The sequence below is a fragment of the Brevundimonas sp. SL130 genome (assembly GCF_026625805.1).
Classification (GTDB): domain Bacteria; phylum Pseudomonadota; class Alphaproteobacteria; order Caulobacterales; family Caulobacteraceae; genus Brevundimonas.
This window is the reverse complement of sequence record NZ_CP113064.1, coordinates 391,506-409,895: the sequence shown is the minus strand read 5'-3', so window position 1 is coordinate 409,895 and position 18,390 is coordinate 391,506. Positions and strand designations below refer to the sequence as shown.

Sequence of the window (18,390 nt, the reverse complement as noted above, 5' to 3'; positions counted from 1 at the left end):
TATAGGCCACATCCCCCTTCGCGTCCGTGAACGACGGTAATTACTCCGGACGAACGCGCTTCTTGCGGAACGACGGGTTCAGGGTCTGCTTGCGCAGGCGGATGGACTTCGGCGTCACCTCGACCAGCTCATCGTCGTCGATATAGGCGATGGCCTGTTCCAGCGACATCTGGCGCGGCGGGGTCAGGCGCACGGCCTCGTCCTTGCCGGAGGCGCGGACGTTGGTCAGTTGCTTGCCCTTGATCGGGTTGACGTCCAGGTCGTCCCAGCGCGCGTTCTCGCCGATGATCATGCCCTGATAGGTCTTCTCGCCGGCGCCGACGAACATGACGCCGCGATCTTCCAGGTTCCACAAGGCGAAGGCCGCCGTGTCGCCGTCCGAGTTCGAGATCAGCACGCCCTTCAGACGGCCGGCGATCGCGCCCTTGTAGTCTTCGTAGTGGCTGAAGACCCGGTTCAGCACGCCCGAACCGCGCGTGTCGGTCAGGAACTCGCCCTGATAGCCGATCAGCGAGCGCGACGGGCATTTCAGGCTGATGCGGGTCTTGCCGGCGCCGGACGGACCCATGTCGGTCATTTCGGCCTTACGGGCCGACAGCTTTTCGATGACGATGCCCGAGAACTCGTCGTCCACGTCGATCATGACGTCTTCGATGGGCTCCATCTTCTCGCCGTTGGGGCCTTCCTGGAAGACCACGCGCGGACGCGAGATCGAGACCTCGAAGCCTTCGCGACGCATGTTTTCGATCAGAACGCCCAGCTGCAGTTCGCCACGGCCGGCCACTTCATAGGCGTCGCCGCCTTCAGTGGTTGTGACGCGGATGGCGACGTTGGCCTCGGCTTCCTTCAACAGACGGTCACGGATGACGCGCGACTGAACCTTGTCGCCTTCGCGGCCGGCCAGGGGGCTGTCATTGACCGAGACGGTCATGGAGATGGTCGGCGGATCGATGGGTTGAGCGGGAAGCGCGTCGACGACTTCGATGGCGCACAGGGTGTCGGCCACGGTGGCCTTGGACATGCCGGCGATGGCGACGATGTCGCCTGCTTCCGAACCCTCGTCCAGGGCTGTCCGCTTCAGACCGCGGAAGGCCAGGACCTTGGTGATGCGGCCGCGCTCGATTTCCTTGCCTTCGCGGTCCAGGGCGTGGATCGCCATGCCGGGGACGGCCTTGCCGCTCTCGATGCGGCCGGTCAGGATCCGGCCCAGGAAGGGGTCGGACTCGATCAGCACGTTCAGCATCTGGAACGGCTTGTCTTTGTTTTCCTGAACCTTCGGCGGCGGGACGTGATCAACGATCAGGTCGAACAGCGGGGCCAGGTTGTCGTTGGGCTGGTTCAGATCCATCGTCGCCCAGCCGTTGCGGCCCGAGGCGTAGATGTGGGGGAAGTCCAGCTGCTCGTCCGTCGCGCCGATGGCGGCGAACAGGTCGAAGGTTTCGTTGTGGACGCGGTCCGGATCGGCGTGGGCGCGGTCAACCTTGTTGATGCACAGGATCGGACGCAGGCCCATCTTCAGGGCCTTGGTCAGGACGAACTTGGTCTGGGGCATGACGCCCTCTTCGGCGTCCACCAGGATGACGCAGCCGTCCACCATGCCGAGGATGCGCTCGACTTCGCCGCCGAAGTCGGCGTGGCCGGGGGTGTCGATGATGTTGATGCGGGTTTCACCGGCCTTGCCGTTCCAAAGCACCGAGGTGCACTTGGCCAGGATGGTGATGCCGCGTTCCTTCTCCTGGTCGTTGGAGTCCATGGCGCGCTCGGTGGTCGCCTCATTGGCTCGGAAGACGCCGGACTGGGCGAGCAGTTGGTCCACCAGGGTGGTCTTGCCATGGTCGACGTGGGCGATGATGGCGACGTTGCGCAGGTTCATTTGATAATCGCGAAAAGGCGCGGCCGGGATGCAGGCGGCCGCTGGTCATGAAAAGGCATGCAGGGAGCGCGCGCCTCATACAAGCATGTGGACGGAAAGACCAGAGCAGGCGTTCAGACGCCCCGGATCAAGCGCGCCTTAAGCGTCCTGGAGGTCACGCATCATATAGCGGGCGTCGGCGCCGTAGCTGGCCAGCTTCGCCGCTATGCCGGGGGTTTCGCGTTCCGCAAAGCCGTGGCGGGACCAGAAATCCACCGCGTCGTTGACCGCGACCAGGGCGACGGCGGGCCAGCCGTCCTCGGCCGCCTGATCGGCCAGTCGCTCGACGACGGCGCGCGTGGCTCCGCCGCCCCGCGTCTGGGGGTGCAGGGCCAGGTCGTGAAGATAGATCAGGGCGGGCTCGGCCGGCAGGCCCTCGATCACCGTGTTCAACGGCGGCGCGCTGTCGGCGCGCCACGGATAGGCGATCAGATAGCCCTTGGCCGGGGCGTCGCCGTCCGCCAGCACGAAACAGCCGCGCGGATACAGGGCCAGCCGGTTCTGGAAACAGGCCCGGTCCTCGAAATGATCGGGAAACGACAGGCGGGCCACCTCGACCACGGCCTCGATGTCGGCCGGCCGCATGGGCCGCCAGTCTAGCTGGGGCAGCGCGCGTTCAGCTCCGCCTTCTGGAAGCGCCATCGGATGATCCTTTCCTGACCGTCCAGCACGCCTTCGATCCGGGCGTTCAGGACATCGCCGTCCCGTTCATAGACGACGCGTTTGGGAAAGTCGTCGTCGGACGCCTGTTCGAAAACCACGCGGCTCGGGCCCGAGGCGACGACTGGAAACACGGCCGGCGGTTGGCCTTCCGGCTGGGCGAAATAGGCCAGCGGGGCGGCCGGGGTCGGATCGACCGGGGCGATGCGCGACAGCTCCCACCCCGCCCGGCCGCTGCGAACGGTCAGGGCGGCGCCCAGCATCAGGTTCAGGCGCGGGTCGGTCCAGGTCTCGGACACTTCGCGGCCCGGTTCGCAGGACAGCCAGTAGCCGGCCATCCAGCCCAGGTCGGGGCGCAGGTCGGTGGCGGGGGCCGCCTGAAGGGCGGCGGCGAGAAGCAGCGGGGTCAGCATGGTCGGTTTCCCTCTCCGGTCGATAGCGACAGGCTAGGCGGGATGCGGTCCCGATGGCTTGTAGGTTTGCGACGCGATGGCCCGGGCCAGGGCCTGCTGCTCCCGCGCCCAGTCGGTGGCCGTGCAGCCCAGGAAGCGGCGGAAGTCGCGCGCCATCTGCGGCTGGTCGAAATAGCCGGCCTCCAGCCCCGCCTCTAGCCAGCCCTCGGTCTCGCCGTCCGGCTGGGCCGCGTGGTCGAACACCCGGCGAAAGCGGAAAATCGAACGCAGCAGGCGGGGCGAGATCCCGACCCGGTCGGCGAAGCGCCGCTGAAGCGCGCGTTGCTCGCCAGGCGACCGAGGCGGCGCAGGGCGCTCGGCGGCGGCCTCATCGATCTCGGCGCGAACCATCGGGTCGATCATCCAGTCCGCGTGCTGCTTCTGGTGGGTCAGCCAGGCGGCGAAGGCCTCCGCCTGACCCGCCGGATCGCCCGGCGGCGGATCGAACCCGGCTAGACGTTCGACCATGTTCAGTCGTCGGTCGGTCGCCTCGTTCAACGGCCGACCCAGAAAATCCCGCGCCCCGTCGGGTTCGAAGCGGACGGAGACCAGTTCGGTCGGCCCGGTCGGCTTCATGGCCAGGGGCCGGGTCATCTGGCCGGCGAACAGGGCCGACGGCTGTAGGCGGAATGCGCCGTCCTCGCCTTGCTCGGCATAGGGGGCGCCGATGTCGAACACCAGTTCGGGGCAGCCGTCGGGGGCGATGCGCTGGATCGTCGGCGTCGGATCGGGGGCGGCGTAGGTCCAGATGACGCGGACGAAGGGCCGCAGCGCCGGCGGCGGCGCGAACTCCTGATACCGCTCCTCCCCCGAGGCCACCTCAGTTGACCTTGGACGGGTCCGGCGGCGGGGCGGGCAGGGCGGCGACGGGCACGCCGTCCTCCTTCAGCTTCTTCACCTCGGCGGGCGTGGCCTCGCCATAGATCTCGCGCTTCTCGGACTTGCCTTCGTGGATGTCGCGGGCCTCGCGGGCGAAACTGTCGCCGACATAGTCGAAATTGGCCTCGACATGGGCGCGGACCTGCTGTGCCGCCGCCATCATGACGGTCTGCATCTTCTCAGCGATGTCGGACCCCGGCTCCGACTTGCGCGCCCCGCTGACGGCCGGAGCCATCACGGCCTTTTCGACCGAGCGGGAGCCGCAGAAGGGACATTCCACAAGGCCGCGCGCCGCCTGGTCGTCATAGTCGGACGACGAGCCGAACCAGGCTTCAAAGCCGTGGGTCTGGTCGCATTTCAGAGCGTAGCGGATCATTGTGCGGGCTGGAAGTCGCGGTCATGGGTCAGGGCGGGCACCGCGGCGCGGGCCTTGGCCACCGTCTCCATGTCCAGCTTTGCCGTTAGGATGCAAGGGTCGTCGTGATCCGCCTTGGCCAGGATCTCGCCCCAGGGCCCGACCACGGTCGAACGGCCCCAGGTGCGGCGACCGTCCTCGTGCAGCCCGCCCTGGGCCGGGGCCAGGACGAAGGCGCCGGTCTCGATGGCGCGGGCGCGCAACAGGGTCTCCCAATGGGCCTCGCCCGTCGGGGCCGTAAAGGCGGCGGGCACGGCGATCATCGACGCCCCGGCCTTGGCCAGCTGGCGGTGCAGGTGGGGGAAACGGATGTCGTAGCAGATGGTCAGGCCCAGCCGGCCCCAGGGGGTGTCGGCCACCGCCGCCCCGTCGCCGGGCCGCACCGTCGCGCTTTCGCGGTATTTGTCGCCGTTCGGCAGATCGACGTCGAAGACGTGCAGCTTGTCGTAGCGGGCCACGATCCCGCCGGACGCATCGACCAGCAGCGACCGGTTGGCCGCCCGCGCATCGCCGGCATGGCCCGACTTGACGATGGCCGAGCCGATCAGCAGCCAGACCCCCAGTTCCGCCGCCAGCCGTCGCAGGCCCAGGACGGCGACATCGGCCGTCTCTTCGGTGATCACGGCGTCACGTCGGTCGCGGCGCTGTTCTAGGACATTGGTCCCTTCGGGCGTCAGAATGAATTTCGCCCCTCCGGCCGCCGCCTCTCGGATCAGGGGCTCGACATGCGCCAGCGCCGCCTGCGCCGTCGCCGGCGTGCGGGTCTGGATCAGGGCGACGTCGAGCCCGCCGCTCATCAGGTCAGGCCGCCAGCAGCGGGTCGAGCTTGCCGTCCCGGTCAAGCGCGTGGATGTCGTCCGAGCCGCCGACGTGGGCGCCGTCGATGAAGATCTGCGGGAAGGTCATGCGGCCGCCGGACTTTTCGACCATCTCAGCCTTCTTGGCTGGGTCGTTGGAGGCGACGATCTCGGTATAGTCGGCGCCCTTCTTCTTCAGCAGGGCCATGGCGCTGTAGCAGTAGGGGCAGCCGGGCTTGGTGTAGATGACGACTTCGGCCAAATCAGAACTCCAGATAGAAGGTCTCCCTCAAGCAGCGAGCCGCCGCGCGGGGAGCGATAGGGCCTACATAGTCAGTTCACGGGCGTTTCGCACCCGTGCGATGACGGCCAGATCGACGCCCCGCGCGCCGGCCGCGATCAGGGCGCGGGCGCAGGCCTCGCCGGTCGCGCCTGTGGTCAACACGTCGTCGATCAGAAGGATGCGCCGTCCCTTGATCCGCCGACGCCCGGCCTCGGTGATGGCGAAGGCTTTTTTCACGTTCAGCCGCCGCCCACGCCGGCTCTTGCCGCCCTGGCTGTCGGTGTGGCTGGTGCGGACCAGGGCGTCGGGCAGATAGTCCAGCCGGGCCTGGCGGGCCAGGGGGCGGGCGATCTCGGCGGCCTGGTTGAACCGTCGTGACAGCAGGCGGAACGGGTGCAGGGGCACGGGAACCACGGCGTCGGCCTCCTGGACCAGATCGGCCGCGGCCCGGCCGATCCAGCGCGCGAACAGGGGGGCGAACTGCTGCTGGTCGCCGTGTTTGAACCGCAGGATCAGGCCGCGCGAATGGTCGTCATACAGGCAGGCGGCCCGCGCGCGCTGGAACAGATAGGGCTGGGCGATACAGGCGGCGCAGCGGGTCTCGGCGAAGGCCCCGCCGTCGAATTCGAAGGCCGCGCCGCAGCCGTCGCAGACCGGCGCCTCGAGGAATTTGATCCGGCTCCAGGCGTCGGGGGTCAGGCCCGCGGCGGCCGTCGCCTCGCGGCTGTCATGGGCCAGGGGCGGCAGGATCAGATCGGCCAGACCACGCCCCATATGGCGCATCTGACGCCCCGCCCCTTCCCAGGCGCGCCGCCAACCCCCATCCTGCACATCCATGACCGCCTCCCCCGAAGTCCCGCCCCGCATTTTTGACGCCCGCCGGCGAGAAGCCCGCCTGGCCCGCGCCGCTGATCGACTGGGCCAGGCCGACTTTCTGCACGTCCGGGCGGCCGAGAATGCGGCGGGCAGCCTGGAGGCCATCCTGCGCGAGTTTCCGGTCGCGGTCGACCTTTCGGCCCACTCCGGCCCCTTCGCCCAGGCCTTGGCGGCCAGCGACGCGGTCGGGCGGGTGGGTGCGCTCTCTGCACCGACCGGCCGCGCCGAGCGCGCCGCGCCGGGCGCCGCCGCCCTGCCGCTGGCGGACGGATCGACCGATCTGATCGTCTCCCTGCTCAGCCTGCACTGGGCCAACGACCTGCCCGGCGCCCTGGCCCAGATCCGGCGTGCGCTGAAGCCGGACGGCCTGTTCATCGGCACCCTGTTCGGGGCGGGCACACTGAAAGAGTTGCGCTCCGTCCTGACCGAGGCGGAACTGGCCGAGCGCGGCGGCGCCCAGGCGCGGGTCTCGCCCTTTGCCGACGGCTATGACGGGGCGGCCCTGTTGCAGCGCGCCGGCTTCGCCCTGCCGGTGTCCGACGTGGACCGGTTCACCGTCCGCTATCCCGACCTGTTCGCCCTGGTCCGCGACCTGCGCGCGATGGGCGAGACCAATGTGCTGCACGGCCCCATCCGACCTTTGAGCCGGGCCGTGATCGCCCGCGCCGCGCGCCTTTACGCTGAACGTCACGCCGACGCCGACGGCCGCATCCCCGCCACCTTCGAGATCATCCATCTGGCCGGCTGGAAGCCGCACGAAAGCCAGCAGAAGCCCATGGCGCGGGGCTCGGCCAAGGTCCGGTTGGCGGACGCCCTGGGCGTGAAGGAGATGACGGGCGACGAGATCGACTGAGGCCGATCAGGCCTTCAAGGCGTCGGAAATCTTCTGCATCGTCCGGCTGTAGCTGCCCTCGTTCGATCCGCCGATGGCGGCCAGGCCGCTGATGATGACCAGAACGATCAGGGCGCAGATCAGGCCGTATTCGATGGCGGTGGCGCCGTCGTCGTCGGCCAGGAAACGAGCGATGAAATTCATGGCCGGCCTCCCTGGTCGGCGGTGATCAGAGCAGGTCGCGCAACCAGGCGACCAGGGGTTCGTCGGCCGGCGGCATCGGATAGTCCGACAGCCGTTCCGGCTTCACCCAGGCCAGGCCGTCGTGCTCACGCGCGGTGACCACGCCGTCCCAGCGTCGGCACAGATACAATGGCATCAACAGGTGAAAGGAATCGTAAGCGTGGCTGGCGAAGACGAAGGGCGCCAGGCAACTCTCGCTGACCTCTATGCCCAGTTCCTCGCGCAGTTCGCGGATCAGGGCCGCTTCCGGCCGCTCGCCCGGCTCGACCTTGCCGCCCGGAAACTCCCACAGGCCGGCCAACTTCTTGCCCTCAGGCCGTTTGGCGATCAGCACCCGCCCGTCCACATCGATCAGGGCGACGGCGACGACGAGGACGGTGGGGATGGCTTCAGTCATTCGTCGAACAGCTTTCGTAGGTCGTAACCCGCATAGACGACGTCCAGCACCAAGAGGCCGTCGTCGCGGATCTGGTAGAGAAGATGAAGGCGGCGCGCCGCCAGCCCCATGCGCAGTGTTGGATCGCCGCCGACGGCAGGACAACTTTCTGGATATTCGCCGATACGATCAAGCAGCTGACCTAAGGCGCCGCGCAGCCTGCGAGCCCCCGTAGGGCTTTCCTGGGCGATCGAAGCCATCAAATCGGCGAGTTGAGCCTGCGCCCTTGCCGAAAGTCGGACGTCAACGCCCACGTTCGGCTTCGACTCCGTCAATCAATCGATCAAGATCGGCCAACACTTCTGTGGCGGCTCGCGCGGGCGCCGCCTCGGCGTCCTCAAGGGATCGTGCGACCCAGGCCATGGCCTCCGCCGAAGGCGAGGGGCCGCGCAGGTCGTCGATCAGTTGCTGGCTGACCATCGGCCCGTCCATGCGAGCATAGGGATCGAATAGCTTCGGCTTCGCGCTCATGCCCTCACCTTACCACGAAATCAGCTGCGATAATCGCCGTTGATCTCGATATAGCCCTTGGTCAGGTCGCAGGTCCAAACCGTGGCCGAGGCGCGGCCCGCGCCGACATCGACGGTGATGTCGATCTCGGGGTTCTTCATATAGGCGGTCATCTTGGCCTCGTCGTAGGTCGGGGACGGGGCGCCGTCGATGGCGGCCTGGTGCGGACCGAATTTGATCGCCAGACGGTCGCGGTCCACCGGCTCCTCGGTCTTGCCCACGGCCATGACGACCCGGCCCCAGTTGGCGTCCTGGCCGGCGATGGCGGTCTTGACCAGGGGGCTGTCGGCGATGGACTTGGCCAGCTTGCGGGCCGAGGCGGGGCTGGCGGCGCCGTCCACCGTCACCTTGACGAACTTGGTCGCGCCTTCGCCGTCGCGCACCAGCTGGTGCGCCAGATCCAGCATCACCTTGTCCAGGGCGGCCGAGAAACTCTTCAAGCGCCGGTCGCCGACCCGGCCGATCCGCGGCGCGCCCGAGGCGCCGGTGGCGAACAACAGGGCCGTGTCATTGGTCGAGGTGTCGCCGTCCACCGTCACGCTGTTGAAGGTGGTACGGACGTGCAGCCCCAGAAGCGCTTGAAGCACGTTCGGATGGATGTCGGCGTCGGTGACGATGAAGGCCAGCATCGTCGCCATGTCCGGCGCGATCATGCCCGATCCCTTGGCGATCCCGGCGATCCGGACCTTGTAGCCCTCGATCTCGGCCTCGGCGTAGGAGCCCTTGGGGAAGGTGTCGGTGGTCATGATGCCGCGCCCGGCCCGCGCCCACTGTTCGGACGGGTGGATGTCGGCGTCCAGCCCCGCCTCGATCTCGGGCAGTTTGGACACGATCTTCTTTTCGTCCAGCACCACGCCGATAACGCCGGTCGAGGCCAGCATGACGTCGCGCTGGCGGCAGCCGAACCGTTTGGCGACCTCCGAGGCGGCGCGCCGGGCGGCGTCGGCGCCGGCCTTGCCGGTGAAGGCGTTGGCGCAGCCGGCGTTGACCACCAGGGCCCGCACGTCCTTGCCGCCTTCGGCCCCGCCCAGCGCCTTCTTGCACCAGTCGACCGGGGCCGAGCCGATCTTGTGACGGGTGAACACCCCGGCGCAGCTGGTCTCGCGCGCGAATCGGAACACCACCAGATCGTCGCGTTCATGCTTGTAGAAGCCGGCGCGGGCGGTGGCGATCTCGACCCCGCCGATGGGGGGAATGGTCGGGAAGGGCACGGCCAGGGGCGATATGGCCAGGCCTGGCTTGCCGGCGGCCGGGGCAGGCGCGGCGGCGGGTTCGGCCGGGCGGGTGGCGCGCTTCAGGGCCGTGGCGAAGGGGTCGAGCGCCTTTTCGAACGCCTGTTCGATCTTCTGGCCGGTGGTCGAGGGGGTCTTGGTCATGTCAGGCGGCCGGAGCAGGAACTGGAACGGAGGGCGGGGAAGGGGTGGCGGGTGAAAGGGGTTGGGCCGAAGCCGGTTCCTGATCCTGTCCGGCGCTCTCGCCCGACAGCAGGACATCGACCTTGGCCTTGCCGCGCAACTGCTCCAGCAACTGCCGCACGCCTTCATAGGTCAGATAGCGGACGATCTGCGGCCGCGCCTGTTCCAGGGTCGGCGGGCTTTCCTTGCGCCGGTCCTCGACCCGCAGCACGGCCCAGCCGCCTTCGGTTTGGAACGGGCCGACCGTCGAACCGGCCGGTCGGTCGCGCAGGGCCCCGGCATAGGCCTGGGGCATGACGTCCAGGGTCGAATAGCCCAGATCCCCGCCGGAAAACCGTGTGGCCTCGTCCACGGACCGCTCCATGGCCACGGCCTCGAAACTGGCGCCCTGGGCCAGAATGCCGATGACGGCGTCGGCCTCGGGCTTGGTCCGCGACAATATCAGCCGGACGCGGATCTCCTCCGACGTCTTCGCCAGGCGCAGCTGCTCATTGTACAGGGTCTGTACCGCCTCGTCAGAAATGGCGCCGTTGACGACGCTCTCGACCAGCATGTCGCCCAGAATTCTTTCGCGTGTGGCTTCCAGGCGGCGTTGCGCCAGAGGTGAGCTGTCCAGCCGACGGCGTTCCGCCTCGCGCGCCAGCAGTTTCTGATCGATCACCTCGTCCAGAACCCGGCGGAATAGATCCGAGGTCACGTCCAGCGGTTCGCCCTCGCCAACCAGGCCTTGGGCCACGGCCTCGCGTTTCACGTCCGAGGCCCAGACGGTCTCGTCCAGGACCTTGGCCACCGCGCGGTCCCCGGGTTCCGGCGCCTGATCTCCGCCGCCGCCCCGCGAACAGGCGGACACCGTCAGCACTGCGGCCAGAACCACGATCGAAAACAGGCCTGAAACTCGCGGAAATGGGGTCAAGAGAGGGCTCCGTCGAAGGCGGCCGAAAGCCCCTCGCGTTGACAGGGGTTAGGCCGGTGCTTAAGTCCCGCCTGCGCCCAAGTCGAGGGGTTTTGATCGTCTGCGCGGCCCTTCGCGCGCGCCAGTTCCGGCGCATCGGGGCCGCCATCGGTTCGGGCCCCTCTCGCGGCGTCCGTACCGCCGCCCTTCTCGGGATTTCCAGAGCCGCTCAGCTCGCAGACGCTCGACCGCTTACCGGATCCAATATGCTCGGCTTCGCCAAGAAACTTTTCGGCTCTTCCAACGACCGCAAGGTCAAGGCTTTCCAGGACCACGCCCAGCGCATCAATGCGCTGGAGCCCAAGTTCGCCGCCCTGTCGGACGACGAGCTGCGGATGATGACCGACGCCTTCCGGGATCGTCTGGCCAATGGCGAGACCCTGGACAAGATCCTGCCCGAGGCCTTCGCCGTCGTGCGCGAGGCGTCCAAGCGGGTGCTGGGCCAGCGTCAGTATGATGTTCAGCTGGCCGGCGGCATGATCCTGCACGAAGGCGGCATCGCCGAGATGCGGACCGGCGAGGGCAAGACCCTGGTCGCCGTGGCCCCCGTCTATCTGAACGCCCTGCCCGGCAAGGGCGTGCACGTCATCACCGTCAACGACTATCTGGCCCGCCGCGACGCCGAGACCATGGGCAAGGTCTATCGTTTCCTGGGTCTGGAGGTCGGGGTCATCGTCAACGGCCTGTCCCAGGGCCAGCGTCAGGCCGCCTACGCCGCCGACGTGACTTACGGCACCAACAATGAGTTCGGCTTCGACTATCTGCGCGACAACCTGGTCTATGACCGGCGCGAGATGGTGCAGCGTCCGCACAATTTCGCCATCGTCGATGAAGTCGACTCCATCCTGATCGACGAGGCGCGCACCCCCCTGATCATCTCGGGCCCGACCGAGGACCGGTCGGACCTCTACAAGATCCTGGACGGCCTGATCAAAGAGCTGATCAAGGACAAGGACGCCTACGAGCTCGACGAGAAGCAGAAACAGGTCCTGCTGACCGAGCTGGGCTCGGAACGGATGGAAGAAGCGCTGGAAAGCGGCGGGCATTTCGCCGCCGACACCACCGGCCTGTACGACGCCGCCAACATCAGCCTGGTCCACCACGCCAACCAGGCCCTGCGCGCCAACACCCTGTATCAGCGCGACAAGGACTATATCATCAAGGGCGGCGAGATCGTCCTGATCGACGAATTCACCGGCCGTATGATGACCGGCCGCCGCCTGTCCGAAGGCCTGCACCAGGCCATCGAGGCCAAGGAAGACGTCAAGATCCAGCCCGAGAACCAGACCCTGGCCTCGGTGACGATCCAGAACTATTTCCGCCTGTACGAGAAGCTGTCGGGCATGACCGGCACGGCCGCGACCGAGGCCCAGGAGTTCGGCGACATCTACAAGATGGACGTGCTGGAGGTGCCGACCAACCGGCCGATCCAGCGCAAGGACTATGACGACGAGGTCTATCGGACCCACGCCGAAAAGAACCAGGCCATCGCCAAACAGATCGCCGAATGCCACCTGGCGGGCCAGCCCATCCTGGTCGGCACCGTCTCGATCGAGCGTTCGGAACAGCTGTCGGACCTGCTCAACAAGTACGAATACAAGGTCGAGGTCTCGCGCAAGCTGAAGCCGCAGTACGAAGGCAAGGCCAAGGAAGCCGAGAAGATCGGCGACGCCGCCTATGACATCACCTACGAAACCAAGCTGCGCGGCATCCCGCACAGCGTCCTGAACGCGCGCCAGCACGAGCAGGAGGCCTATATCGTCGCCGACGCCGGTCTGCCGGGCGTGGTGACCATCGCCACCAACATGGCCGGCCGCGGCACCGACATTCAGCTCGGGGGCAACCTCGAGATGAAGATGCAGAAGTGGCTGTTGGAACAGCGCAACATGGCCGTCGAGGTCACCCACGAGATGGAGCAGGCGCAGGAGATCCAGTACAAGGCCGACATCGCCGTTCAGAAGAAGATCGCGCTGGACGCCGGCGGCCTGTTCGTCCTGGGCACCGAACGCCATGAGAGCCGCCGGATCGATAACCAGCTGCGCGGCCGCACCGGCCGCCAGGGCGACCCCGGCACCTCGAAATTCTACCTGTCCTGCGAGGACGACCTGCTGCGCATCTTCGCCGGCGACCGTCTGGACTCGATCATGAAGACCTTTGGCGTGGCCGAGGGCGAGGCCATCACCCACCCCTGGCTGAACCGCGCCATCGAAACCGCCCAGAAGCGGGTCGAGACCCGCAACTACGACATCCGCAAGAACCTGCTGAAGTACGACGACGTCGTGAACGACCAGCGCAAGGCCGTGTTCGAGCAGCGCCAGGAGTTCATGGACTCCGAGGACCTGTCGGAACTGGTCGGCGACTTCCGCCGCGACGTGGTGTCCGACCTGGTCGAACGCTACATGCCGCCCAAGGCCTATGCTGAACAGTGGGACATCGACGGCCTGGACGAGAAGGTCCGCACCACCCTGGGCCTGGAGCTGCCGCTGCACGACTGGGCCGCCGAGGAAGGCGTGTCCAACGAAGAGATCGAAGAGCGCCTGCTGGCCGCCGCCGACGCCCGCGCCGCCGAACGCCTGGAACAGATCGGCGCCGCCCAGACCCGCGGTCTCGAGAAGCAGTTCATGCTTCAGATGATCGACATGCAATGGCGCGAACACCTGGTCCATCTGGACCATCTGCGCGGCGTCATCGGCCTGCGCGGCTATGGCCAGCGCGATCCGCTGAACGAGTACAAGACCGAGGCCTTCTCGCTGTTCGAGAGCCTGCTGTACGACCTGCGCCACAACGTCACCCGCTGGCTGATGACGGTCGAGTTCCGCTTCCAGCCGCCGCCCGAAATGCCCGAGTTCCAGGAAATCCACCTGAACCCCGGCACCGGCGAAAACGAGATGGCCAATCCTTCGGCCCAGAATCCCGAAGGGACTCTGATCGGCGACGACCGTTCCAAACTGCCGGTCGAAGCCCTGCCGCCCGGCTGGGAAATGACCGGCCGCAACTCGCCCTGCCCCTGTGGCTCGGGCCGTAAGTTCAAACACTGCCACGGGGCGCTGGTCTAAGCGCCCCGACTGCAAGAATGGGGGCGCTGGTCTAAGCGCCCCGAACTAACGGAAACGAAGAACGGCCCCGGATTTCGATCCGGGGCCGTTTTCTTAGGTCAGCAGGGCTTTCAGCACGCCGTCCAGCACCGGCCGCCCGCGTGGTGTTGCGACAAGCCGGCGGTGGACAACCGTCAGGAAGCCGTCAGCGATCAACGCCGCCGTCGGCGCATGGTCCGGCGACAGCCCCAGGTCCGCCAGCAGCCCGACCGGCGCGCCCTCGACCGTGCGCAGGCCCAGCAGCAGCCGTTCCTCGGCCGCGCCCGACGCATCCAGCCGCTCCATCTCCGCCCAGGGCGTTTCCGCGCCGACTCCGGCGACATAGTCGGCGATCCGGCGGTGGGCGACGGTGGCGGTGCGGCCCCCGTTCAGGGTCAGCCGTCCATGGGCGCCCGGCCCCAGGCCCAGATAGTCGCCGCCGCGCCAGACATGCAGATTGTGCGCCGACCGGGCGGCGACGCCGCGTGCATGGTTGGACACCTCATAGGCGTCGAAGCCGGCGGCCTCCAGCACGGTCTGGGTGGTCTCGTACAGGGCTGCGGCCTGATCCTCGTCCGGCGGGATCAGGGTTCCGCGCGCCAGGGCCCGGCCGAAGGCGGTCGTGGGCTCCAGGGTCAGCTGATAGGGCGAGACATGCTCGAACCCCATGTCCAGGGCCGCGCCCAGCTCAGCCGCCCAGTCGTCGGGTGTCTGGCCGGGCCGGGCGTAGATCAGGTCGATGGACAGGCGCGAAAACGCCCGCCCGGCCAGAGCGACCGCGCGCCGCGCCTCCGCCGCCGAATGATCCCGCCCCAGGAACCGCAGCGAGGCGTCGTCCAACGCCTGTACCCCCATGGACAGTCGGTTCACGCCAGCCCCCGCCAGGGCGGCGAACCGGGCGGCCTCGGCGTCGGTCGGATTGGCCTCCAGCGAAATCTCGATCGGTCCAGACGGCGGGAACAGGTCGCGCGCCTGGGCGATGATCCGCGCCACGGCCTCGGGCGCCATCAGCGACGGCGTGCCCCCGCCAAAGAAGATCGACGCCAGCCGGCGCGGCCCGGTCAGCGCGCGTTGCGCCCGCATGTCGGCCAGGATCGCCTCGACCAGTCCCGCCTGTTCCTCGACCCGCCCCCGGTCGCGCACGACGTTGAAGTCGCAATAGGGGCAGATGCGCGCACAATAGGGCCAGTGGACGTACAGGCCGACGTCCGTCCCCGGATCCGTCCAGGTTTCGGGGGCGTCAGTCAATCAGGGCGGCCCGCAGTTTGGCGAAGGCGCGGGTGCGGTGGCTGATCGCCTCCTTGGCCGCCGGCTCCATCTCGCCGAAGGTCAGGTCGCCGCCTTCAGGAATGAAGATGGGATCATAGCCGAAGCCCCGGTCGCCGCGCGGCGGGAAGATCAGCCGCCCATGGACCACCCCCTCGACCACCACGCAGGCGCCGCCCGGCCAGGCCACGGCCAGGGCCGAGGTGAACCAGGCGGCGCGGTCCGTCGCGCCGATCTCCTCCAGCCGGTCCTCGACCTTCTTCATCGCCATGGCGAAATCCTTGCCCGGTCCGGCCCAGCGCGCGGAGAAGATGCCCGGCGCCCCGTCCAGGGCCGCGACCGACATCCCCGAGTCGTCAGCCAGCGCCACCTCGCCCGACCGTTCGGCGGCGTGACGCGCCTTCAGCATGGCGTTGCCGGTAAAGGTGGTCTCGGTCTCGTCCGGTTCCGGCAAATTCAACTGTCCGGCGGTGAGGATCTCGTAATCTTCACCAAGAAGGGCGGCGATCTCGGGGACCTTGCCGGGGTTGTGGGTGGCCGCAACGATGCGCATCCCCTTGATAAGCTTGAGATTCATCGACGATCACGCCCCTGAAACAGTCTATTGCCAAAGTTTAATATCGTTAAACGATATGTAACGTGCTTTTCCGTGCCGCACGGCCTATCTATTGATCGTCAGGGACGGGGCCGCAACGTTCTGAACTTTCCGGAAAACCGGAATGATCGTGCGGAAAACAAAACCAACGGGCGATAATCGCCCAAACAAAAACGACGGAGAACCACAATGCATACGATGAACCTCTCGCTCTTCCTGGACAAGGTCGGCGCCGCTTTCGTCAACACCGTCCTGATCGCCGCCCTGCCGACCGCCCTGGTCGCCATCCTGGTTCAAGCCTTCTGATCGGGCCCAAGTCCACCCTTGTTTCGATCACGAGAGCTTTGACGACCTTGACGAAGATCGCGATGTATAGAGCTGCGCGTGGGTTCGCCGGACCCCGCGCGGCCGCCTCGCCCCTTCTTCCGATCTGAGACCTGTCGATCATGCGCCTGCTCCCGCCGCGAAATCCGCTGAAGCGCGACGCGGCCTCTGTCCCGACGGGGGCGCGCACGATCCCGACCCTGCTGAAATCCCTGGGCGCCATGACCGCCCCCCTCAGGGCCATGGGGCCCGGCTCCGTCTCCAGCGTGCTGAAGGTGGCGCTGGACGTGGCCTATATTCTGCTCTGGCTGATCACCGGCGTGCTGCTCTTGCTGCTGATCGCCGCCGTCTTCATCCCCTTGGATAATGTGAACATCACCGTCACCGGCGACGAAGGCGGGCGGCAACTGCCGTTGACGCGCACCCTGCTGCTGTTCGGCCTCGGCGCCGCCACCGCCTATTTCGGCGGCTTCATGCTGATCCTGCGCAGCCTGCGCCGGATCTTTCGCACCCTGACCATGGGCGACCCTTTCCATCCCGCCAATGTCCTGCGTCTGCGCCAGATCGGCCTGATCCTGGCGGTGGTGACCGGCGGCGTCTGGCTGGCCCAGGGCGTCGTCGCCGCCCGTCTGGCGCCGGGGGTGATGGACCCCCAGGGGCTGGGCGAACTGCTGACCCCCATATTCTCGGTCCTGATCGTCTTCGTCCTGGCGGAGGTGTTCCGCGAGGGCGCGCGCCTGCGCCGCGAATCCGAACTGACGATCTGACCCGTTTCCAGTAGGACTGACCCATGGCCATCCGCGTCCAGCTTGATCGCGTCCTCGTCGAACGCCGCATGTCGTTGACCGAACTCGCCGACCGGGTCGGGGTGACGGTGGCCAACCTGTCGATTCTAAAGACGGGCAAGGCGCGGGCGGTGCGGTTCTCGACCCTGGACGCCCTGTGCCGCGAACTAGCCTGCCAGCCCGGCGACCTGCTGGTTCACGAGCCGGGCCCGTCCGGGCCCTATGAGGACGACGAGGCCGGATGAAGCGCAAGGGCCCCGGACGGGACGAGAACGGGCTGACGCCCGAGGACCGTCGCATCTGGACCCGGATCACCGGCACGGTGGCGGCTCCCCGCACCCGCAAGCCCGCCCGGGTCACGCCGGGCGCCGAGGCGCCGGCGCATCTGGTCATCGCTCCGAGCGAACGTCCGCGTCTTCTGGCCAAGCCCTCGCCCGCCCGGACCACGGCCGTCGCCAAGCCCGTTGAACCTCGTCCCATCGGCAGCCGCCCCAAACCGGCCCCCGAGGATCTGGAGCCCCGCCGCAAGCAGCGCCTGTCGCGCGAGCGCGACCCCATCGAGGCCCGCATCGACCTGCACGGTTTCGGCCGGTTCGAGGCCGAGGATCAACTTCGAGCCTTCCTGACATCCTGCCAGGCACGCGGCCTGCGGGCGGTCCTGGTCATCACCGGCCAGGGACGGCTGGGGGGCGGGGTGATCCGCGCCGCCTTCGGGGAATGGATGCAGTCGCCGGCCCTGCGCGGCGTGGTCTCCGGTTTCACCGTCGCCCACCAGCGTCACGGCGGCAACGGCGCCTTCTATGTCACCCTGAAACGTCGCAGCTGAAGCAAGCCCTCCCGCAGACAGACAAAGGCCCGCCGGCGACGAAACGCGGGCGGGCCTTGGTTTGAGCGGCCTGGGAGGGCCGGCCGCTTATTTCTTCGACAGGGCGCCGGCCAGGATCACGTCGATCTGCTTGCCCATATGGGCGGACAGGGCCCGGGCGTCCCATTCGTCATAGGCGGCGCGGCGATAGTTCGACAGATAGGCGTCCCAGATCAGTTCGACCAACAGGCGGATGTCGGCGTCCTTGCTGACTTCGCCCTTAGTGACGGCTTCCTGAAGAATGCCGCCAATGGCCAGCAGCAGGTTCTTGGTCGCCGCGCGGGCGCGCATTTCGGCGGCCAGGGGCTGGAACCAGGACCGGGCGACGATGGCCTGGAACAGGGGCAGCTGGTCCAGCGACGAATGATAGCCGGCGCTGAGGGCGCCCAGCAGGCGTTGGCGAACCGGCTCGCCGTCGGGGGCGCCGGCTTCGACCACCTCGGCGAGGCGCGACATGTCTTCGGTCAGGACGGCCTCGAACAGTTCGGCCTTGTCCTGGAAGTTGGCGAAGACGGCGCCGGTCGACATGCCGGCGCCCTTGGCGATGTCGCGGATCGTCGCCGGATCATAGCCGCGCTCGGCGAACAGCGAGCGCGCGGCGTCCAGAACCTTCTGACGAGTCCTGATCTTGGCGGCCTGACGGCGGTTCAGACGGGGAGCGGCTTCAGTCGAGAGAACGGAATCGGTCATAAAATCAGGCTTTTACTCTACGCATTTTCGGAAGCCCTGACGGAGCCCGAAGTGGGTTGGGTCGTCGCTTGAACTGTGGGTGAGACGTTCTGACTCTTCACCCGCCAAACGCGCGATATCGAAGCAGGG

The 18,390-nt window shown here is 67.6% G+C and carries 22 protein-coding genes; 5 read left to right on the top strand and 17 right to left on the bottom strand.

Translation table 11 applies throughout. The annotated features are described in order from the left end of the window. Positions 1 to 40: 40 nt before the first annotated feature. The 8 genes from typA to OU998_RS02000 all read right to left on the bottom strand — a co-directional run bounded on the left by typA (position 41) and on the right by OU998_RS02000 (position 6,235). Entirely contained in the window at positions 41 to 1,873 is a 1,833-nt protein-coding gene (gene typA / locus OU998_RS02035) for a translational GTPase TypA (protein ID WP_267515188.1), read from the bottom strand. 138 nt (positions 1,874 to 2,011) lie between these two features. Next, positions 2,012 to 2,554, bottom strand: a complete 543-nt coding sequence (locus OU998_RS02030; protein ID WP_267515187.1) for a GNAT family N-acetyltransferase — start codon at positions 2,552 to 2,554, stop codon at positions 2,012 to 2,014. After that, positions 2,509 to 2,985: a DUF6265 family protein gene (locus OU998_RS02025; protein ID WP_267515186.1), complete on the bottom strand. Its 477-nt coding sequence runs from the start codon at positions 2,983 to 2,985 to the stop codon at positions 2,509 to 2,511. Before OU998_RS02025 ends, OU998_RS02030 begins: the two co-directional genes overlap by 46 nt. Before the next feature lie 33 nt (positions 2,986 to 3,018). Next, positions 3,019 to 3,843 (bottom strand): AraC family transcriptional regulator, encoded by an 825-nt coding sequence (locus OU998_RS02020; protein ID WP_267515185.1) that lies wholly within the window; start codon positions 3,841 to 3,843, stop codon positions 3,019 to 3,021. A gap of 1 nt (position 3,844) precedes the next feature. Then, positions 3,845 to 4,279, bottom strand: coding sequence for a DUF1178 family protein (locus OU998_RS02015; protein ID WP_267515184.1), 435 nt, complete (start codon positions 4,277 to 4,279; stop codon positions 3,845 to 3,847). After that, positions 4,276 to 5,115, bottom strand: coding sequence for a carbon-nitrogen hydrolase family protein (locus OU998_RS02010; RefSeq protein ID WP_267515183.1), 840 nt, complete (start codon positions 5,113 to 5,115; stop codon positions 4,276 to 4,278). The genes OU998_RS02015 and OU998_RS02010 overlap by 4 nt, the downstream gene beginning before the upstream one ends. A gap of 4 nt (positions 5,116 to 5,119) precedes the next feature. Then, positions 5,120 to 5,377, bottom strand: coding sequence for a glutaredoxin 3 (gene grxC / locus OU998_RS02005; RefSeq protein ID WP_267515182.1), 258 nt, complete (start codon positions 5,375 to 5,377; stop codon positions 5,120 to 5,122). A gap of 63 nt (positions 5,378 to 5,440) precedes the next feature. Continuing rightward, positions 5,441 to 6,235, bottom strand: a complete 795-nt coding sequence (locus OU998_RS02000; RefSeq protein ID WP_267515181.1) for a ComF family protein — start codon at positions 6,233 to 6,235, stop codon at positions 5,441 to 5,443. Between OU998_RS02000 and OU998_RS01995 the strand changes: the two genes are divergently transcribed. Further along, the gene (locus OU998_RS01995; protein WP_267515180.1) at positions 6,234 to 7,127 is read left to right on the top strand and encodes a class I SAM-dependent methyltransferase; all 894 of its coding nucleotides are present in this window, start codon (positions 6,234 to 6,236) and stop codon (positions 7,125 to 7,127) included. The genes OU998_RS02000 and OU998_RS01995 overlap by 2 nt on opposite strands. 6 nt (positions 7,128 to 7,133) lie before the next feature. Here the strand turns inward: OU998_RS01995 and OU998_RS01990 are convergent, their stop codons facing one another. The 6 genes from OU998_RS01990 to OU998_RS01965 are packed head-to-tail and all read right to left on the bottom strand — an operon-like array spanning position 7,134 to position 10,623. Beyond that, complete coding sequence (locus tag OU998_RS01990) at positions 7,134 to 7,310, bottom strand: Flp family type IVb pilin (protein WP_267515179.1); 177 nt, start codon at positions 7,308 to 7,310, stop codon at positions 7,134 to 7,136. Positions 7,311 to 7,335: 25 nt separating this feature from the next. Further along, positions 7,336 to 7,746: a (deoxy)nucleoside triphosphate pyrophosphohydrolase gene (locus tag OU998_RS01985; RefSeq protein ID WP_267515178.1), complete on the bottom strand. Its 411-nt coding sequence runs from the start codon at positions 7,744 to 7,746 to the stop codon at positions 7,336 to 7,338. After that, a complete protein-coding gene (locus OU998_RS01980; RefSeq protein ID WP_267515177.1) occupies positions 7,743 to 8,039 on the bottom strand; it encodes a type II toxin-antitoxin system RelE/ParE family toxin in 297 nt (98 codons plus the stop codon). Before OU998_RS01980 ends, OU998_RS01985 begins: the two co-directional genes overlap by 4 nt. Beyond that, the gene (locus OU998_RS01975; protein ID WP_267515176.1) at positions 8,029 to 8,256 is read right to left on the bottom strand and encodes a hypothetical protein; all 228 of its coding nucleotides are present in this window, start codon (positions 8,254 to 8,256) and stop codon (positions 8,029 to 8,031) included. The genes OU998_RS01980 and OU998_RS01975 overlap by 11 nt, the downstream gene beginning before the upstream one ends. Before the next feature lie 20 nt (positions 8,257 to 8,276). Then, on the bottom strand, positions 8,277 to 9,671 hold the full coding sequence (gene argJ, locus OU998_RS01970; RefSeq protein WP_267515175.1) for a bifunctional glutamate N-acetyltransferase/amino-acid acetyltransferase ArgJ: 1,395 nt from the start codon (positions 9,669 to 9,671) through the stop codon (positions 8,277 to 8,279). A gap of 1 nt (position 9,672) precedes the next feature. Further along, a complete protein-coding gene (locus OU998_RS01965; protein WP_267515174.1) occupies positions 9,673 to 10,623 on the bottom strand; it encodes a peptidylprolyl isomerase in 951 nt (316 codons plus the stop codon). Positions 10,624 to 10,868: 245 nt separating this feature from the next. Between OU998_RS01965 and secA the strand changes: the two genes are divergently transcribed. After that, positions 10,869 to 13,718 (top strand): preprotein translocase subunit SecA, encoded by a 2,850-nt coding sequence (secA, locus tag OU998_RS01960; protein ID WP_267515173.1) that lies wholly within the window; start codon positions 10,869 to 10,871, stop codon positions 13,716 to 13,718. Positions 13,719 to 13,811: 93 nt separating this feature from the next. Here the strand turns inward: secA and hemW are convergent, their stop codons facing one another. Further along, positions 13,812 to 14,984 carry a radical SAM family heme chaperone HemW gene (hemW, locus tag OU998_RS01955; RefSeq protein ID WP_267515172.1) on the bottom strand — a complete coding sequence of 391 codons (1,173 nt, stop codon included), beginning with the start codon at positions 14,982 to 14,984 and terminating at the stop codon, positions 13,812 to 13,814. After that, positions 14,977 to 15,579 carry an RdgB/HAM1 family non-canonical purine NTP pyrophosphatase gene (rdgB, locus tag OU998_RS01950; protein WP_267515171.1) on the bottom strand — a complete coding sequence of 201 codons (603 nt, stop codon included), beginning with the start codon at positions 15,577 to 15,579 and terminating at the stop codon, positions 14,977 to 14,979. Before rdgB ends, hemW begins: the two co-directional genes overlap by 8 nt. Positions 15,580 to 16,043: 464 nt before the next feature. On the opposite strand from rdgB, the gene OU998_RS01945 reads away from it, so the two are divergent. Genes OU998_RS01945 through OU998_RS01935 form a run of 3 tightly spaced genes read left to right on the top strand, consistent with a single transcriptional unit; the run spans position 16,044 to position 17,532 of the window. Beyond that, positions 16,044 to 16,688: a DUF2975 domain-containing protein gene (locus tag OU998_RS01945; protein WP_267515170.1), complete on the top strand. Its 645-nt coding sequence runs from the start codon at positions 16,044 to 16,046 to the stop codon at positions 16,686 to 16,688. Between the two features lie 23 nt (positions 16,689 to 16,711). Next, positions 16,712 to 16,951, top strand: a complete 240-nt coding sequence (locus OU998_RS01940) for a helix-turn-helix domain-containing protein (protein ID WP_267515169.1) — start codon at positions 16,712 to 16,714, stop codon at positions 16,949 to 16,951. Further along, positions 16,948 to 17,532, top strand: coding sequence for a Smr/MutS family protein (locus tag OU998_RS01935; RefSeq protein ID WP_267515168.1), 585 nt, complete (start codon positions 16,948 to 16,950; stop codon positions 17,530 to 17,532). Before OU998_RS01940 ends, OU998_RS01935 begins: the two co-directional genes overlap by 4 nt. An 87-nt stretch (positions 17,533 to 17,619) precedes the next feature. On the opposite strand, the gene OU998_RS01930 is transcribed toward OU998_RS01935, so the two are convergent. Further along, positions 17,620 to 18,261 carry a TetR/AcrR family transcriptional regulator gene (locus OU998_RS01930; protein WP_267515167.1) on the bottom strand — a complete coding sequence of 214 codons (642 nt, stop codon included), beginning with the start codon at positions 18,259 to 18,261 and terminating at the stop codon, positions 17,620 to 17,622. Positions 18,262 to 18,390: the final 129 nt, after the last annotated feature.

What these genes read in the sequence shown, in the direction of transcription:
- argJ (WP_267515175.1), bottom strand. Translation starts at nt 9,671, where the DNA reads ATGACCAAGACCCCCTCGACCACCGGCCAGAAGATCGAACAGGCGTTC.
- OU998_RS02000 (WP_267515181.1), bottom strand. Translation starts at nt 6,235, where the DNA reads ATGGATGTGCAGGATGGGGGTTGGCGGCGCGCCTGGGAAGGGGCGGGG.
- OU998_RS01945 (WP_267515170.1), top strand. Translation starts at nt 16,044, where the DNA reads ATGCGCCTGCTCCCGCCGCGAAATCCGCTGAAGCGCGACGCGGCCTCT.
- OU998_RS02010 (WP_267515183.1), bottom strand. Translation starts at nt 5,115, where the DNA reads ATGAGCGGCGGGCTCGACGTCGCCCTGATCCAGACCCGCACGCCGGCG.
- OU998_RS01930 (WP_267515167.1), bottom strand. Translation starts at nt 18,261, where the DNA reads ATGACCGATTCCGTTCTCTCGACTGAAGCCGCTCCCCGTCTGAACCGC.
- OU998_RS02015 (WP_267515184.1), bottom strand. Translation starts at nt 4,279, where the DNA reads ATGATCCGCTACGCTCTGAAATGCGACCAGACCCACGGCTTTGAAGCC.
- OU998_RS01990 (WP_267515179.1), bottom strand. Translation starts at nt 7,310, where the DNA reads ATGAATTTCATCGCTCGTTTCCTGGCCGACGACGACGGCGCCACCGCC.
- OU998_RS01975 (WP_267515176.1), bottom strand. Translation starts at nt 8,256, where the DNA reads ATGAGCGCGAAGCCGAAGCTATTCGATCCCTATGCTCGCATGGACGGG.
- OU998_RS01985 (WP_267515178.1), bottom strand. Translation starts at nt 7,746, where the DNA reads ATGACTGAAGCCATCCCCACCGTCCTCGTCGTCGCCGTCGCCCTGATC.
- OU998_RS02030 (WP_267515187.1), bottom strand. Translation starts at nt 2,554, where the DNA reads ATGGCGCTTCCAGAAGGCGGAGCTGAACGCGCGCTGCCCCAGCTAGAC.
- OU998_RS02025 (WP_267515186.1), bottom strand. Translation starts at nt 2,985, where the DNA reads ATGCTGACCCCGCTGCTTCTCGCCGCCGCCCTTCAGGCGGCCCCCGCC.
- OU998_RS01940 (WP_267515169.1), top strand. Translation starts at nt 16,712, where the DNA reads ATGGCCATCCGCGTCCAGCTTGATCGCGTCCTCGTCGAACGCCGCATG.
- secA (WP_267515173.1), top strand. Translation starts at nt 10,869, where the DNA reads ATGCTCGGCTTCGCCAAGAAACTTTTCGGCTCTTCCAACGACCGCAAG.
- OU998_RS01995 (WP_267515180.1), top strand. Translation starts at nt 6,234, where the DNA reads ATGACCGCCTCCCCCGAAGTCCCGCCCCGCATTTTTGACGCCCGCCGG.
- OU998_RS01935 (WP_267515168.1), top strand. Translation starts at nt 16,948, where the DNA reads ATGAAGCGCAAGGGCCCCGGACGGGACGAGAACGGGCTGACGCCCGAG.
- rdgB (WP_267515171.1), bottom strand. Translation starts at nt 15,579, where the DNA reads ATGAATCTCAAGCTTATCAAGGGGATGCGCATCGTTGCGGCCACCCAC.
- typA (WP_267515188.1), bottom strand. Translation starts at nt 1,873, where the DNA reads ATGAACCTGCGCAACGTCGCCATCATCGCCCACGTCGACCATGGCAAG.